Source organism: Paucibacter sp. M5-1 (assembly GCF_027498415.2).
Taxonomy (GTDB): domain Bacteria; phylum Pseudomonadota; class Gammaproteobacteria; order Burkholderiales; family Burkholderiaceae_C; genus Roseateles_E.
Map to the genome: position 1 here is coordinate 2064553 of NZ_JAPZLM020000001.1, position 14993 is coordinate 2079545.

The 14993-nt window shown below is 69.1% G+C and carries 18 protein-coding genes; 10 read left to right on the forward strand and 8 right to left on the reverse strand.

Features of this window, described 5'->3' with window-relative positions; translation table 11 throughout:
* Nucleotides 1–2 precede the first annotated feature (2 nt).
* The 5 genes from O5M90_RS09585 to uraH form a co-directional block, all read right to left on the reverse strand.
* A complete protein-coding gene (locus tag O5M90_RS09585) occupies nt 3–926 on the reverse strand; it encodes an SdiA-regulated domain-containing protein (RefSeq protein ID WP_269838738.1) in 924 nt (307 codons plus the stop codon).
* A gap of 20 nt (nt 927–946) precedes the next feature.
* Complete coding sequence (locus O5M90_RS09590; protein WP_269838737.1) at nt 947–1597, reverse strand: lamin tail domain-containing protein; 651 nt, start codon at nt 1595–1597, stop codon at nt 947–949.
* Nucleotides 1598–1685: 88 nt separating this feature from the next.
* Nucleotides 1686–1997: a hypothetical protein gene (locus O5M90_RS09595; protein WP_332909460.1), complete on the reverse strand. Its 312-nt coding sequence runs from the start codon at nt 1995–1997 to the stop codon at nt 1686–1688.
* Between the two features lie 78 nt (nt 1998–2075).
* The gene (xdhC, locus tag O5M90_RS09600; protein WP_269838736.1) at nt 2076–2885 is read right to left on the reverse strand and encodes a xanthine dehydrogenase accessory protein XdhC; all 810 of its coding nucleotides are present in this window, start codon (nt 2883–2885) and stop codon (nt 2076–2078) included.
* A gap of 6 nt (nt 2886–2891) precedes the next feature.
* Nucleotides 2892–3245 (reverse strand): hydroxyisourate hydrolase, encoded by a 354-nt coding sequence (uraH, locus tag O5M90_RS09605; RefSeq protein WP_269838735.1) that lies wholly within the window; start codon nt 3243–3245, stop codon nt 2892–2894.
* Between the two features lie 50 nt (nt 3246–3295).
* On the opposite strand from uraH, the gene O5M90_RS09610 reads away from it, so the two are divergent.
* The 9 genes from O5M90_RS09610 (at nt 3296) to O5M90_RS09650 (ending at nt 11104) form a co-directional block, all read left to right on the forward strand.
* A complete protein-coding gene (locus tag O5M90_RS09610; RefSeq protein WP_269838734.1) occupies nt 3296–4000 on the forward strand; it encodes a GntR family transcriptional regulator in 705 nt (234 codons plus the stop codon).
* 102 nt (nt 4001–4102) lie between these two features.
* Nucleotides 4103–5038 carry an allantoinase PuuE gene (puuE, locus tag O5M90_RS09615; protein WP_269838733.1) on the forward strand — a complete coding sequence of 312 codons (936 nt, stop codon included), beginning with the start codon at nt 4103–4105 and terminating at the stop codon, nt 5036–5038.
* 7 nt (nt 5039–5045) lie between these two features.
* A complete protein-coding gene (gene uraD, locus O5M90_RS09620; RefSeq protein WP_269838732.1) occupies nt 5046–6830 on the forward strand; it encodes a 2-oxo-4-hydroxy-4-carboxy-5-ureidoimidazoline decarboxylase in 1785 nt (594 codons plus the stop codon).
* Nucleotides 6827–8059, forward strand: a complete 1233-nt coding sequence (locus tag O5M90_RS09625; protein ID WP_269838731.1) for a M20 family metallopeptidase — start codon at nt 6827–6829, stop codon at nt 8057–8059. The genes uraD and O5M90_RS09625 overlap by 4 nt, the downstream gene beginning before the upstream one ends.
* A gap of 31 nt (nt 8060–8090) precedes the next feature.
* Nucleotides 8091–8747: a glutathione S-transferase gene (locus O5M90_RS09630; RefSeq protein WP_269838730.1), complete on the forward strand. Its 657-nt coding sequence runs from the start codon at nt 8091–8093 to the stop codon at nt 8745–8747.
* A gap of 89 nt (nt 8748–8836) precedes the next feature.
* Nucleotides 8837–9169, forward strand: coding sequence for a DUF1330 domain-containing protein (locus tag O5M90_RS09635; protein WP_137941013.1), 333 nt, complete (start codon nt 8837–8839; stop codon nt 9167–9169).
* A gap of 107 nt (nt 9170–9276) precedes the next feature.
* On the forward strand, nt 9277–10059 hold the full coding sequence (locus O5M90_RS09640) for a helix-turn-helix transcriptional regulator (RefSeq protein WP_269838729.1): 783 nt from the start codon (nt 9277–9279) through the stop codon (nt 10057–10059).
* Nucleotides 10060–10148: 89 nt separating this feature from the next.
* On the forward strand, nt 10149–10712 hold the full coding sequence (locus O5M90_RS09645) for a YbhB/YbcL family Raf kinase inhibitor-like protein (RefSeq protein WP_269838728.1): 564 nt from the start codon (nt 10149–10151) through the stop codon (nt 10710–10712).
* On the forward strand, nt 10709–11104 hold the full coding sequence (locus tag O5M90_RS09650) for a nuclear transport factor 2 family protein (RefSeq protein WP_269838727.1): 396 nt from the start codon (nt 10709–10711) through the stop codon (nt 11102–11104). Before O5M90_RS09645 ends, O5M90_RS09650 begins: the two co-directional genes overlap by 4 nt.
* A 24-nt stretch (nt 11105–11128) precedes the next feature.
* Here O5M90_RS09650 and O5M90_RS09655 read toward each other — a convergent pair whose 3' ends face one another.
* Nucleotides 11129–11512: a nuclear transport factor 2 family protein gene (locus tag O5M90_RS09655; protein ID WP_269838726.1), complete on the reverse strand. Its 384-nt coding sequence runs from the start codon at nt 11510–11512 to the stop codon at nt 11129–11131.
* A gap of 82 nt (nt 11513–11594) precedes the next feature.
* A complete protein-coding gene (locus O5M90_RS09660) occupies nt 11595–12800 on the reverse strand; it encodes an MFS transporter (protein WP_440402512.1) in 1206 nt (401 codons plus the stop codon).
* Between the two features lie 124 nt (nt 12801–12924).
* Here O5M90_RS09660 and O5M90_RS09665 point away from each other — a divergent pair, with 124 nt between their 5' ends.
* The gene (locus O5M90_RS09665) at nt 12925–13974 is read left to right on the forward strand and encodes an AraC family transcriptional regulator (protein ID WP_269838724.1); all 1050 of its coding nucleotides are present in this window, start codon (nt 12925–12927) and stop codon (nt 13972–13974) included.
* A gap of 9 nt (nt 13975–13983) precedes the next feature.
* Here the strand turns inward: O5M90_RS09665 and O5M90_RS09670 are convergent, their stop codons facing one another.
* Nucleotides 13984–14934 carry a LysR family transcriptional regulator gene (locus O5M90_RS09670; protein WP_269838723.1) on the reverse strand — a complete coding sequence of 317 codons (951 nt, stop codon included), beginning with the start codon at nt 14932–14934 and terminating at the stop codon, nt 13984–13986.
* Nucleotides 14935–14993: the final 59 nt, after the last annotated feature.

The following is a 14993-nucleotide window of genomic DNA, read 5'->3' on the forward strand; positions in this document are numbered from 1 at the left end:
GCTCAACGGCGTCTTGCGCGCCAGCCCAGCAGGCCCAGGCCCGCCAGCATCAGCATCACGCTGGCCGGCTCGGGCACCGGGGTCAGCACGATCAGGCGCGAGTTGCCGAAGCCGGAGTCCTCGGCGACCAGGTAGATGATGCCTTTCTCGTCCACCGTCACGCCCTCGATCGCCTGCGGGGTCAGGCCGCTGAGGTCGAGGCTGGAGAGGACCTGGCCGCTGCGGTTGACCTCGACCAGGCGCTGCGATTCCAGGCTCAGTATCAGCAGATGGTCGGCTGCCGCCGTGCCGGCCAGCGCATCGACCGAGGCCAGGGTCTGCACATCGGACAGGCTGGCCAGGCCCAGCAGTGCCGGGTTGAACAACGCGCTCATCGTCGAGGCGCCGGTCGCGAAGTTCAGGCCACCGGCCAGCACGGCCTGCGGGCTGCCCTGCTTGACGGTGACGAAGCTGCCGCCGTTGCGCGGGTCGTAGCTGATGCCCTCGGTGCCCAGATTGCCGGCATTGCCGCCAAAGGACACCGACTGGGCATTCGCCAGATTGATGCTGCCGCCGGCCTGGTAGCTGAAGCGGTGCGCATCCTGCGGCCGCTCGTCGACCACCACCAGCTGGCCATTGCCCAGATAGGCCAGGCCCTCGGCGTCGTGGTGCGTGCTGTTGGCCGGCCAGCCGGAGAAGCGCATGCTGCCCAAAGTCTGGCCGGTCAGCGAGATCTCGACCACGCCCAGGCCCTCGTCGCCGACGAAGAACAGGCTGTTGCGGTCGCGCGCATAGGTCACGGCCGAGGCCTCCAGCCCCATGCCGCCCAGCGTGTCGAGCGCGTAGTTGGCGCCGAGCTGGTAGCGCGACAGATCGAGGCCGGCGGCCGAGGCGCCTAAAGCGCCCACGGACAGGGCCAGCGCCAGCAGGGTTTTCTTGATGCTCATGATCGTGCCCGCCTTTTTGCTTACTTCGCGCGGCGGCGTGCCACGCCGGCCAGCAGGGCCAGGCCACCGATCAGCAGCGCGTAGCTCGAAGGCTCGGGCACGGCCAGCGCGAACTGGCCCGGGTTGCCGATGCCGCCGTCCAGCGACAGGCGCGAGCCGAAGGCATCGCCGTCCGAGGCCAGCACCCAGCGGGTGGGCGTGGTCTGCTGCAGATCGGCCAGGCTCAGCGGGTTGCCGCTGCGCGTGTCGGCGCGCACCGTGCCGCGCGCCTGGTCGCCATAGGTCAGGCGGTCGACCAGCTGGCCGGCACCGTCGAACAGATTGATCTCGTCGGCGCGACCCAGATTGGTGCCGTTATTGCCGATCACCTTGACGCTGGCGGCCAGGCCCCAGGCGGCACGGAAATCGGCCGCATCGGACTCGGCCAGTATCACCGACTCGCCGGCGCCCACCAGGCCGAAGCCCGACAGACTGACGACGCCGGCCAGGCGCGAGTCGTCGTCGAAGGACCAGCCGCTGAAGTCCACGGCCGTGCTGCCCAGATTCGTGAACTCGATGAATTCCGAGGTGTTGTAGAGCCACTCGGTGATCTGCACCTGGGCCTGTGCAGCGAGGCTGCCCAGGCCGAGAGTGGCGGCGATCAGGCCGTTGGAAATCGTCTTGCGCATCATCTTGAGCTCCTGGCTTGCTGGTTGTGACCAAAGTCGGCAAGTTAGGAGGCCTCGATGACAGGCCGGCGACAGCCCGATGACTTCCCCCTCAGATCGGGGGGCCGGTCGCCAGCACGCCAGGTGGCGACAATTCCATGCCCACCACCGCGCGGGCATAGAAGTAATTGTTGCGCGCGCATTCGCTGAGCAGGTCCAGCGCGACGCAGCCCTGGGCATCGCAGGGGAAGGCATAGCCGCGTCCGCGATCGAAGAGACTGGTGAAACGCAGCTCGTAGCGCGGCGCTGCGCTTCGGGGTGATGAATCGAGCATCTGCTGCTCCTCATGACGCCGGAAATGCGCAGCGCCAACTTTGGGGCGAAACCGGCACTTCTTGCGGCTGCGATCGATCGACCCGATCAAGCGCTGGCTCAAAGGCCACCGCCCACAAGCCCAGAGTGCGCCGATGCCGCGGCGGCGTCGGTGCGCTGTCGCACCGAGTCAGCCCCAGCCCTGCAGCAGCTGCGCCACCACCGCGACCGCGATCACCTCGGGCTGCTTGCCACTGATGCCGGCCACGCCGATCGGGCTGGTGACATGAGCCAGCTCGACCTCGGAAAAACCGCGTGCCAGCAGGCGCTGGCGAAAGCTGGCCCATTTACTCTTGCTGCCGATCAGGCCGACATAGGGCAGATCGCCGCGCTCACGCTGGCGCTGCAGGCAGGCGGCGACAACGTCCAGGTCCTCGGCATGGCTGAAGCTCATGATCAGCACCTGGGAGCCGGGGGCCAGGTCTTGCACCGCCGCCTGCACCGGCTCGGAATGCTCGGCGACCACCTTGTCGGGCAGCTCGGCCGGGAAGATCTCGTCGCGGCTGTCCACCCACAGCACCCGGGCCGGCAGCCGGCCCAGCAGCGCGATGATGGCCCGCCCCACATGGCCGCCGCCGAACAGCGCCACCGGCATCAGACGGTCTTCCTGCGCCAGCCGCGCCCGCAGGCCGCCGATATCCGCTGCACCCAGCAGCTCATAGCGCAGATACACGATGCCGCCGCAGCACTGCCCCAGGCTGGGGCCCAGTGCATAACGGCGCAGCGGCTCGGCCACGACGCCGGCCGCCAGCGCGGCGCGCGCCTGGGCGATCGCCTCGAACTCCAGCTGGCCGCCGCCTATGGTGGCGAACAGCCGGTCCGGCGTCAGCGCCATCCAGGCCCCGACCTCGCGCGGGCCGCTGCCTTCGACCCGTTCGACCGTGACCAGTACCGCAGGTTCGCGCGCCAGCGCCCGCTGCAGAAGCTGCCAATCGCGCATGGTCGGTCAACTACCGCGATAGGTGGAATAGCTCCAGGGGCTGGCCAGCAACGGCACATGGTAGTGGCCGGCCACATCGGCGATGCCAAAGTCCAGCGGCACCTCGTCCAGGAAAGCCGGCTCGGGCAAATGCACCCCGCGCGCCTTGAAATAGGCCGCAACGCCGAACACCAGGCGGTAGCGCCCGACCAGCAAGGCCTGACCCTCCAGCAGCGGGCCGTCGGCGCGCCCGTCGGCATTCAGGCTCAGGGTCTTCAGCTCGCGGGCCTCGCGCCCGTCCAGGCGGTACAGGGTCACGGCCATGCCGGCGGCCGGGCTGCCGTGCATGGTGTCCAGCACATGGGTGGTGAGCTTGCCCATCGATTGTTCCTCTGAGTTCAAGCGGCAAAGTGTATACACTTCGGAACACAATGCCCGCCAAACCTCTTGAACCGGTCTCCGACCGGGCCGCCGAGTCCGTCACCGCCACCGACCGGATCGCCGACTCGATCACCCAGGCCATCGTCGAGCGCCGGCTGATGCCCGGCACCAAGCTGGCCGAGCAGCAGATTGCCGACATCTTCCAGGTCTCGCGCACGCTGGTGCGTCAGGCCTTGAACCAGCTCAGCCGCGATAGGCTGGTGACGCTGGAGCCGGCGCGCGGCGCCTTTGTGGCACAGCCCAGTGTCGAGGAGGCGCGCCAGGTTTTCGAGGTGCGCAAGATGCTGGAGGCGGCGATGATCGGCCAGCTGGCCACCTCCATCACCAAGGCCCAGATCGCCCAGCTGCGCGCCCATCTGAAGGCCGAGCGCGAGGCGGTGGCCCATACCGATGTCAGCGGCCGCACCCGGCTGCTGGCCGACTTTCATGTGATCCTCGCGCGCATGCAGGGCAATGAGGTGCTGGCCCAGCTGCTGACCGATCTGCTCTCGCGCAGCTCGCTGATCGCCTTGATGTATCAGAGCAGCCACTCGGCGGCCGAATCGCAGGCCGAACATGAAGCCATCGTCGACGCGCTGGAGCGCGGCGACAAGAAGGCAGCGCTGAAGCTGCTGGAGGCGCATCTGGGCAATGTCGAGGCGAATCTGCGGCTGAATCCGCGTGTCAAGGATTTGAAAAGCGTGCTCTCACCATGAAAACAATGATGCAAACCGGCCGGGGCCCAGCGCCCGGCCGCCCCAAGCGGGCCTCATCCCCTCGGGGGATCGGGCGATGTACTCATCGAACGAGGGGCTGACATGTACCCCAGAGATTTGATCGGCTACGGCGAGAAGCCGCCGCATGCGCAGTGGCCGGGCCAGGCCCGCATCGCCGTGCAGTTCGTCCTGAACTACGAGGAAGGCGGCGAGAACTCGGTGCTGCATGGCGATGCCGGCAGCGAGCAGTTCCTCTCCGAGATGTTCAACCCGCCGGCCTTCCCGGCGCGGCATCTGAGCATGGAAGGCATTTACGAGTACGGCTCGCGGGTGGGGGTCTGGCGCCTCTTGCGCGAGTTCGAGAAGCGCGCGCTGCCGCTGACGGTGTTTGGCGTGGCCATGGCGCTGGAGCGCCATCCCGAGCTGACCAAGGCCCTGGTCGAGCTGAACCACGAGATCGCCTGCCACGGCTGGCGCTGGATCCACTACCAGGGCATGGACGAGGCCACCGAGCGCCAGCATATGGAGATCGGCATGGACCTGCTGCAGCGCCTGACCGGCGAGCGCGCCTCCGGCTGGTACACCGGCCGCGACAGCCCCAACACCCGCCGCCTGGTGGCCGACTATGGCGGCTTCGAGTACGACAGCGACTACTACGGCGACGACCTGCCCTTCTGGCTGCAGGTCAGGAAGAGCGACGGCGCATTGGCCCCGCACCTGGTCGTGCCCTACACCCTGGACTGCAACGATATGCGCTTCGCCCTGCCCCAAGGCTTCAGCCATGGCGACGAGTTCTTCGAGTACCTGCGCGACAGCTTTGATGTGCTCTATGCCGAGGGCGACGAGGCGCCGAAGATGATGAGCATAGGCATGCACTGCCGGCTGCTGGGCAAGCCCGGCCGCATGCGCGCGCTGCAGCGCTTCCTGGACCATATCGAGAAGCATGACCGCGTCTGGGTGTGCCGGCGCGTCGACATCGCGCGGCACTGGCGCGCCACCCATCCCTTCGATGCCAACACCGCTTTTGTCTGGGAGTGAGGCCGCCATGCTGACCCTGACCCGTTTGAACGCCGCCAGCGATGCCGACTTCGTCGCGCTGCTGGACGGCACGTATGAGCACTCGCCCTGGGTGGCCGAGCGGGCCGCCGCCGCCCGCCCCTTCGCGACCCTGGCGCAGCTGAAACTGGCCCTGGCCCGCGCGGTGCGCGAGGCCAGCCGCGAGGAGCAGCTGGCCCTGATACGCGCCCACCCCGAGCTGGCCGGCAAGGCCATGGTGGCGAAGTCGCTGACGGCCGAGTCGAGCAAGGAGCAGAGCAAGGCCGGGCTGACCGCCTGCACGCCCGAGGAGTTCGCCCGCATCCAGCAGCTCAATGCCGACTACAGCGCCAAGTTCGGCTGGCCCTTCATCCTCGCGGTGCGTGGCCCCCGGGGTCAGGGCTTGTCACGCAGCGAGATCATCGCGACCTTGGCGCGCCGGCTCGCCGGCCATCCGGACTTCGAGCGGGCCGAATGCCTGCGCAATATCCACCGCATCGCCGAGATCCGCCTGAACGACAAGTTTGGCGCCAGCCCGACCCTGGGCGAGCAGGTCTGGGACTGGGCCGAGGCCCTGGCCGTGCATTCCGACCCCGGCTTCAAGGAGCGCGGCGAACTCACCGTCACCTATCTGACCGAGGCGCACCGCGCCTGCGCCGCGCAGCTGCAGCAGTGGATGCTGGACGACTGCGGCTTCGACGAAGTCAGCCTCGACGCGGTGGGCAATGTGGTGGGCGTCTATCACGGCGCCGAACCGAATGCGAAACGCCTGCTGACCGGCAGCCACTACGACACGGTGCGCAACGGCGGCAAGTACGACGGCCGGCTGGGCATCTTCGTGCCCATGGCCTGCGTGCGCGAGCTGCGCGCGCAGCGCCGGCGCCTGCCCTTCGGCATCGAGGTGGTCGGCTTTGCCGAGGAGGAAGGCCAGCGCTACAAGGCCACCTTCCTCGGCTCGGGCGCGCTGATCAAGCAGTTCGACCCGCGCTGGCTGGATCAGCTGGACGCCGACGGCATCTCCATGGCCGACGCGATGCGCGCGGCCGGCCTGCCGGCCACCTTGCGGGCCATCGCCTCGCTGCAGCGCGATGCCGCGCAGTACCTGGGCTTTGTCGAGGTGCATATCGAGCAGGGTCCGGTGCTCAACGAGATCGACCTGCCGCTGGGCGTCGTCACCTCGATCAACGGCAGCCTGCGCTACCAGTGCGAGATCGTCGGCATGGCCTCGCATGCCGGCACCACGCCGATGGACCGGCGCCGCGACGCGGCGGCTGCGGCGGCCGAGCTGATCCTGTTTGTCGAGAAGCGTGCCGCCTCGGTGCCCGATGTGGTCGGCACCGTGGGCATGCTGCAGGTGCCGGCCGGCTCGATCAACGTGGTGCCGGGCCGCTGCCTGTTCAGCCTGGATCTGCGCGCCACGACCAACGCCGCGCGCGACGCGCTGGACGCCGATGTGCGCGCCGAGCTGGCCGCCATCTGCGAGCGCCGCGGCCTGAGCTTCTCGCTGGAGCAGACCATGGCGGCCGATGCCGCCCCCAGCGACCCGGCCTGGCAGGCCCGCTGGGAAGCCGCCGTGCGCGCCCAGGGCCTGCCGGTCTACCGCATGCCCTCGGGCGCCGGCCACGACGCGATGAAGCTGCACGAGGCCATGCCGCAGGCCATGCTCTTCCTGCGCGGCGCCAACGCGGGCATCAGCCACAACCCGCTGGAATCCATCAGCGCCGACGACGCGCAGCTCTGCGTCCAGGCCTTTCAAAGCCTCTTGCACAACCTCGCCGAAGAATGCCGCCCATGAACGCTCGCTACGAACAACTCGATCGGTGGATAGACGCGCATTTCGACGAGCAAGTGCGCTATCTGCAGGCCCTGGTCCAGGTGCCCACCGACACCCCGCCCGGCAATAACGCGCCGCATGCCGAACGCACCGCCGAGCTGCTGGCGGCGATGGGCTACACGCCCGAGCTGCATTCGGTGCCCCAGGCCGAGGTCAAGGCCTACGGTCTGCAGTCGATCACCAATCTGATCGTGCGCCGATCCTTCGCCCCCGGCGGCCCGGTCATCGCGCTGAACGCCCATGGCGATGTGGTGCCGCCCGGCGAGGGCTGGACACACGGCCCCTATAGCGGCGAGCTTGTGGACGGCAAGCTTTACGGCCGTGCCGCCGCCGTCAGCAAGAGCGACTTCGCCAGCTACACCTTTGCGCTGCGCGCGCTGGAGTCGCTGAATGCGCCGCTGAAGGGCGGTGTCGAGCTGCACTTCACCTACGACGAAGAGTTCGGCGGCGAGCTGGGCCCGGGCTGGCTCTTGAAACAGGGCCTCACCAAGCCCGATCTGCTGCTGGCCGCCGGCTTCAGCTACCAGGTCGTCACCGCACACAACGGTTGCCTGCAGATGGAAGTCACGGTGCACGGCAAGATGGCCCACGCCGCCATTCCCGACACCGGCGTCGACGCGCTGCAGGGCGCGGTCGCGATCCTGAACGCGCTGTATGCGCAGAACCTCGAGTACAAGAAGGTCACCAGCCGGGTCGAGGGCATCACGCACCCCTATCTGAACGTCGGCCGCATCGAGGGCGGCACCAACACCAATGTCGTGCCCGGCAAGGTCGTGCTGAAACTGGACCGCCGCATGATTCCCGAGGAGGATCCGGTCGCGGTCGAGGCGAATATCCGCGAAGTGATTGCCCAGGCGGCCGCCAGCTATCCCGGCATCACGGTCGAGATCAAACGCCTGCTGCTGGCCCGCGCGCTCCAGCCGCTGCCCGGCAACAAGCCCCTGGTCGAGGCCTTGCAAAAGCACGGCGCGGCGGTCTTCGGCGAAGCGATCCCGACCTCGGGCACGCCGCTCTACACCGATGTGCGCCTCTATGGCGAGCAGGGCATCCCGGCCGCGATCTACGGCGCCGGCCCGCGCACCGTGCTGGAAAGCCATGCCAAGCGGGCCGACGAGCATCTGGTGCTGGAAGACCTGCGGCGCGCGACCAAGGTCGTCGCGCGAAGCTTGTACGACTTGCTGCAGGCCTGAGGTACACAGAAAAAAAGCCAGCCGCTCCGTGATGCTGCCGCTGCTCTACAGCTACCGCCGCTGCCCCTATGCGATGCGGGCCCGCATGGCCCTGCTGCAGGCCGGGCTGCGCTTTCGTGTCCACGAGATCGTGCTGCGCGACAAGCCGGCCGAGCTGCTGGCCCTGTCACCCAAGGGCACGGTGCCGGTGCTGCGGCTGAGCAATGGGCAGGTGCTGGAGCAGAGCTGGGACATCATGCGCTGGGCCCTGGCGCCGGCCGATGCCGACGGCTTCTGGCAGCGTGCCCAGACGGCCGAGAATCTGGCGCTGCTCGGCATCAACGACGGTGAGTTCAAGCACCATCTCGACCGCTACAAATACCCTGACCGCTATCCCGACGAGACGGCTGACCGCGACCGGCATCGCGAGCGTGCCGTGGCCGCGCTGCTGGCACCGCTGCAGCAGCGGCTCCAGGGTCAAGCCTATCTGGGCGGCGCCTCGCCCTGCGCCAGCGATCTGGCGATCTTTCCCTTCGTTCGCCAGTTCGCGGCGGTGGAGCCCGACTGGTTTGGCGATGCGGCGCAGCGCGCGCGGTGGCCGGCGCTGCAGCGCTGGCTGGCGCAGTGGCTCGGCAGCACGCTGTTCGCCGCCTGCATGGTCAAGCTGCCGGTCGGGCAGGCGGTGGAGTTTCCGGGACCGGCCGCGTGATCGGATCGGGCCTGGCGATGACCTCGCAGGTCATCGCCACAAACCACAAACTCGCGCACAGTGGAGCCATCAACAACGGAGCCCACCCTATGCCCGCCTTCGCCATCGCCCATCTCCGCGACGTCCAATTCGGTCCGGACATCGTTCACTACCTGGAGCGCATCGACGCCACGCTGGCGCCCTTCGGCGGCCAGTTCCGCGTGCATGGCGCCAGCGCCGAGGCGATGGAGGGTCAGTGGATCGGCGACATCGTCGTGGTCGAGTTCCCCGACCTGGCACGCGCCCGCGCCTGGTACCGCTCCGAGGACTACCAGGCCATCGTGCCGCTACGCAGCCGCAACTCGATCGGCGAAGTGATCCTCGTTGACGGCGTGGACGGCGGGCACCGGGCGACCGACATCCTGGCGGGCGTGGGGGCCTGAACAGGGGTCAGGTCTTGCCCTGGCGGGGCGGGTCACAATGCCGCCCGGGTATTGATCGATGCATGAATTATCGACGGCCCGCCGGCCCGCTCCTCCCGACACCCACCATGACCCCCTGCCCAGGCGCCAGCGCCCAGCTCATTTCCACCCGCGTGCCGCACCGGGTCCGCACCGCCACCGTGCGCGACGATCTGGTGGGCTGGGTGCTGTCCGGCCGCAAGCGCCTGTCCACGCCCTTCGGCGAGACCCGTTTTGCCACCGGCCAGGTCTTCGTCATCCCGCGTTCGACCCAGTGGGACATGATCAACGAGCCCGCCGCAGGTGGCCACTACGAAGCACGCATGATGAGCTTTGCGCCGCCGCTCATCGAGCGGTTTCACGAGCGCTTTGCCCAGTTCACCGCGACACCGGCCGTGCAGAGCTGCGCCAGCACGGTGGCGGACGAGGCCTTTGCGGCCAGCTTCGACCATGCGACCGCGGCGCTGCTCGATCCCGAGGCCTCGCAAGCCCTGCGCGAACACCGCGCGCTCGAGGTCCTGCTGCTGCTTGCGGAGCGCGGCCTGGTGTTTGCGCCGGCGCGCGAGCTGGGCTGGACCGACCGCGTACACCGCCTCGTCGGCCAGCGCCCCCATGCCGCTTGGACGGTGGACGAGGTCGCCCGCGCATTTCATCTGAGCGCCAGCACCTTGCAGCGCCGGCTGGCCGATGAAGCCACCTCGCTCAGCCGCTGCGTGCGCGAGGTCAGGCTGGAGGCCGCGATGGCCCTGCTGCAGGGTTCAGACCTGCAGGTCTCGGAAATCGCGGCTCGCTGCGGCTACGACTCCCACAGCCGGTTCTCGGCGGCATTCCGCCAGCGCTTCGGCTACGCGCCCTCACATCTGCGACCCTGAGCCGCAGCGCACAGCGAATGACGCCGTCGGGCTAGCGCGGCGCGTTTGATCGCTGCATCATTCGGCCTCCTCTCAACACGGAAGGCCCCATGAAACACACGCTTGTTGCCGGCGCGCTGCTCGTCACCGCCGCCCTGACCCACGCCGCCGGTTTCCAGCTCAGCAGCCCCGACATCAAGTCGGGCGGCACGATCGACCCGCGCTTCGAGTTCAATGGCTTCGGCTGCAGCGGCGAGAACAAATCGCCCGCCCTGCAATGGCGCGGCGCGCCCGCCGGCACCAAGAGCTTTGCGGTCACGGTCTACGACCCGGACGCCCCCACCGGCTCGGGCTGGTGGCACTGGTCCGTCATCAATCTGGGTGCCGATGTCAGCGAACTCAAGCCCGATGCCGGCGCCGTCGGTGGCGCCAATCTGCCCAAGGGCGCCAGCCATGTGCGCATCGACTACGGCGTCGCCGGCTGGGGCGGCACCTGCCCGCCGCAGGGCGACAAGCCGCACCGCTACATCTTCACCGTCTACGCGCTGAAGACCGACAAGCTCGAGCTCCCCGCCGACGCCACCGCCGCGCTGGCCGGCTACATGATCAAGGCCAACGCACTGGGCCAGGCCAGCTTCACCGCGAAGTACGGCCGGGCCAAGGCGAAGCCATGAGCGCGGCAAGGACCGACACCGGCCTATTGCTCAACACGCTGCGGGCACTGGAGGTCGAGCTTCATCGGCCAGAGGTCCGTGGCAACGCGGCGCGGCTGCATGCGCTGCTGCACCCGGATTTCGAGGAAGTGGGGCGGTCCGGTCGCCAATGGGGGCACGCCGACACGGTGGCCGCCTTGCTGTCGGAGTCGGTGCCGGTCGAGGTGGTCTCAGACCAGTACGCCGTGCTGCCACTGGGACCCGATGCTGCCCTCTTGACCTACCGCTCGGCCCATCGCCAGGCCGATGACGGCCTGGGCCGGCACACGCTGCGCGCGTCACTGTGGGTCCGCGTCGATGGCGTCTGGCAGATGCGTTATCACCAGGGGACGCCGGCGGCCGAGATCTGGTAGGGATGCGTATGGGCTTTGACGCACTCAGTCCATGCGCTCGACCAGATGGCTGCGATTCGCCTGGGGCTCGAAGGGATCGGGCCAGTACTCGACCAGCCGGCTGATACGGCCCCGCTCGATGGTGAAGAAGGAAATCGGCTCGGCAGACTGGGTGCCGTCCGTGAGGCTGACCTGGGTCACGACGGCGTCGCCCTGAGACAGCAGGCGGTTGATCCGGAAATGCCAGCGGCCGCTGCTCGGGTACTCGCTGTTCATGCGAGCGAAGTTGTCGGCGCCGCGGATGCGCTCGCGCGATTGCGGCCACTCCAGCACGAAGTCCTGGGACAGGACCTGCTTGACCGAGCCGAAATCGTTGGAGGCCATCAGGCGCCAAAACTCTCGGACGATGGCTTCGGGGGTGGTGTTCATCGGGTGATATCCAAACAAGTGCCGGCGGTCGCATCAGGGCCAGATGCAAAAAGCGCAGGCCCGTCCTCGCTCGCGTCAGGCCTCACTGTACCGATGGCCCGGACCTCCGCACCGGACGCGGACCGTGACGCAGGGTCAGCAAGGTGCCCAGGCTCAGCGCGACGAGCGCGAAGCCGGGGCCGCCCCGCGCGCCGACATGGTCGACCAGCAGGCCGCCGAAGATGGCGCCGCTGGCGATCGCGATCTGGAAGGCCGCGACCAGCAGGCCGCCGGCACCCTCGGCCTGATCGGGCGCGGCCCGCACGATCCAGGTCTGGAAGCCGACCGGGAAGGCGCCGAAGGCAAAGCCCCACAGCGTGACGGCGACGGCGGTGACCAGCACCGAGCTGCCGGCGACCAGCAGACTGGCCGCGAGCACCGCGATCAGCGCGCCGCCGCTGACGATGGCCATACGCTCGCTGCGCTGGGCGATCCAGCCGCCGGCGAAATTGCCGAAGAAACCACCGACGCCGTAGCCCAGCAGCACGGCCGTGATCGCGCCGACCGACAGCTGGGTGACCTGCTCCATCAGCGGGCGGATATAGGTGAAGCCGGCAAAGTGCCCGGAGATCACCAGCAGCACGGCCAGCAGGGCCATGCGCACATTCGGCCGCCTCAGCAGCTCGCCCAGCACGCGCAGATCGGGCTTGTCGCGCGGCGGCAGTGCCGGCAGCGTGAAGAACTGCACCAGCAGCGTGATCACGCTGACCACGCCGGCCGCGACAAAGGCGCTGTGCCAGCCCCATCGATCGCCCATCCAGGCCCCGATGGGCGCGGCGCCGACGGTGGCGACCGAGACGCCGGTCAGTATCAGCGACATCGCGCGGGCAAACAGCGGCTCGGGCACCAGGCGCAGCGCCAGCGCGGCCGACATCGACCAGAAGCCGCCCAGTGCCACGCCCAGCAGCACCCGGGCCGCCAGCAGCAGGACCAGGCTGTCGGCCAGCGCCGTCAGGACGTTGGACAGCAGCAGCAGCAAGGTCAGCGCCAGCATCACGAGCCGGCGGTCCAGCCGGCGCGTCAGCAGCGGTATCGCCGGCGCCGCGACCGCGCCGATCAGAGCGGTCGCCGTGACCGCCTGGCCGGCGGCGCCATCGCTGACGCCCAGGTCGGCCGCCATCGCGGTCAGCAGACTGGCCGGCAGGAATTCGGCCGTGACCAGGCCGAACACACCCAGCGCCAGCGAGAGGACGGCGGGCCAGCGGGCGGCAGCGGGGGCGGCGGCCGCGGGTTCAGGGCTGCCAGGCAAGGCCACGGCGTTCGGAGCGAGGGTCGCGGAGCAGGTCGAGGAAGACACGTTGGGGGCCTGTGTGATGAACTGAGCACCCAGCTTAGAGATAGGATCTCGGCGTTTCAATGCCGGAACAGCCGAAATGCTTGATCTTTTATCCAAGCCTGCCCGCAGCCCCTCGCCCGAGCCGGCCCCGGGCCCGCGCGATATGCTGACCGAGATCCTGCGCGGCCTGCGCCTGGACGGCGTCGAATACGGCCGCTGCCTGCTGCAAGCCCCCTGGGCGGTGGCCTTCCCGGCGCAGCGCGCGGCGCGCTTTCATTTCGTCGGCAGCGGTGGCTGCTGGTTGCGCACACAGACCAGCGAATGGCTGCAGTTGCAGCCGGGCGATGCGGTGCTGCTGCCGCGCGGCAGCTTCCACATCATCGCCAGTGCGCCCGAGGTGCCGGCGGTCGACGTCGACTCGCTGGCCCGCATCGCGGTCTCTGAGAATATCTACCTCGTCGGCGGCGACGCTCACAGTGCCGGCACACCGGCCGCCACCGATCCCGCCGCAACGCCCGACCTGATGTTCTGCGCGGCGCTGCGCTTCAATCTGGACCCGCTGCATCCGCTGGTGGCGATGATGCCCGAGCTGATGCTGGCCGGCGAGCTGGCGCAGCGCGATCCCACCGTGCCGGCGCTGCTGGAGGCGATGGAGCGCGAGGTGACACTGGAGCGTATCGGTGCCTGCGGCCTGCTCGCACGGCTGGCCGATGCGCTGGCGGCCAGCGTGATACGCGCCTGGGTCGAATGCGGCTGTGGCAGCTCGACCGGCTGGGTCGCGGCGGTGCGCTGCCCTCGGATCGGTCAGGTGATCGCGGCCATCCATGCCGACCCCGAGCGCGACTGGAGCGTGCCGGCCCTGGCCGAGCTGATGGGCGCCTCGCGCTCGAGCTTCGCCGAGGCCTTCACCCGCACGATGGGCGAGAGCCCGGCCAAATATGTCGCCAAGGTCAAGATGTTCCAGGCCCGGCGCTGGATCAGCCATGAGGGCATGCGCATTGCGGTGGCCGCCGAGCGCCTGGGCTATGACTCGGAGGCCTCGTTCAGCCGCGCCTTCAAGCGCATCATCGGCCAGCCGCCCAGCAGCGCCCGGGCCGAGCAGCAGCAGGGCCGCAAGGCGCCGCCGGTCAGGTTCTCAAGGCCCTGACCGGCGCGCTCAACGCGAAGCGCTGGTAGCGCGGAGCGAAGCCCTGGCCGTGCGGCGCGGCGGCTTTGCCAGCCGATGCAGCGCCTCCCGCAAGGCCGTCGCCGCGACGCCCAGGCTGCGATCGCTGCGCCGGGCCAGATAGGTCTGCACCTGCGCCACGCCCTGCGGGCCCAGCGCGGTGGCGGCCAGCGGCAACAGCGACTGCTCGGCCAGCTCGCGCTCCACCGTCCACTGCGGCAGCCGGCCCCAGCCGACGCCGGCCAGTATCAGCGCGCGCTTGGCCTCCTGGGTGCCGACCCGCAGCGTCTGCGGCGACAGCACGCCGAAGTCGCGCCCCTCGGACAGCGCCGTCGGGTCCTCCAGCACGATCTGCAGCTGGTCGGCCAGGTCCGCGCTGGTGAGAACCTGGCGGCGCCGGGCCAAGAGGTGCTTGGCAGCGGCCACCGCCACGATGGGCACCGTCTGCAAGGCCTCGGTCTCGATGCGGGGATCGAGAAAGTCTTCACCCGCCATGATGGCCAGGTCGCAGCGCCGCTCGCGCAGCGCCTGCAGCGGCCCGCCCAGCGGCGCCACGCTCAGGCGCAGCCGCACCGCCGGCAGCGCCTCGCGCAGCTCCCCCAGCGCGGCGGCCACCAGGGGCAGCGGATAGAGCGTGTCCACCACCAGGGACAGCTCGATCTCCACACCCTCGCCCAGGCCGCGGGCGCGGGCCCGCATGAAGTCGACCTTGAGCAGCACCGCGCGGGCGTCTTCCAGCAGGGCCGCGCCCGACGCCGTGAGCGTGGGGCGGTGGCCGCTGCGGTCGAACAGGCTCACATCGAGCTGCTGCTCCAGATTGGCAATGGCATGGCTGACGGCCGACTGCGCGCGCAGCAGGCGCGCCGCCCCGGCGCGGAAGCTGCCGGCCTCGGCCACGGTGACAAACATGCGCATCTGATCGAGCGTGAGAGCGTCCAGCATTGATCGATTTCATAGATCAAGAAGCTCTGAATTTTATGGCTTCCGTCGATCAATGGCAC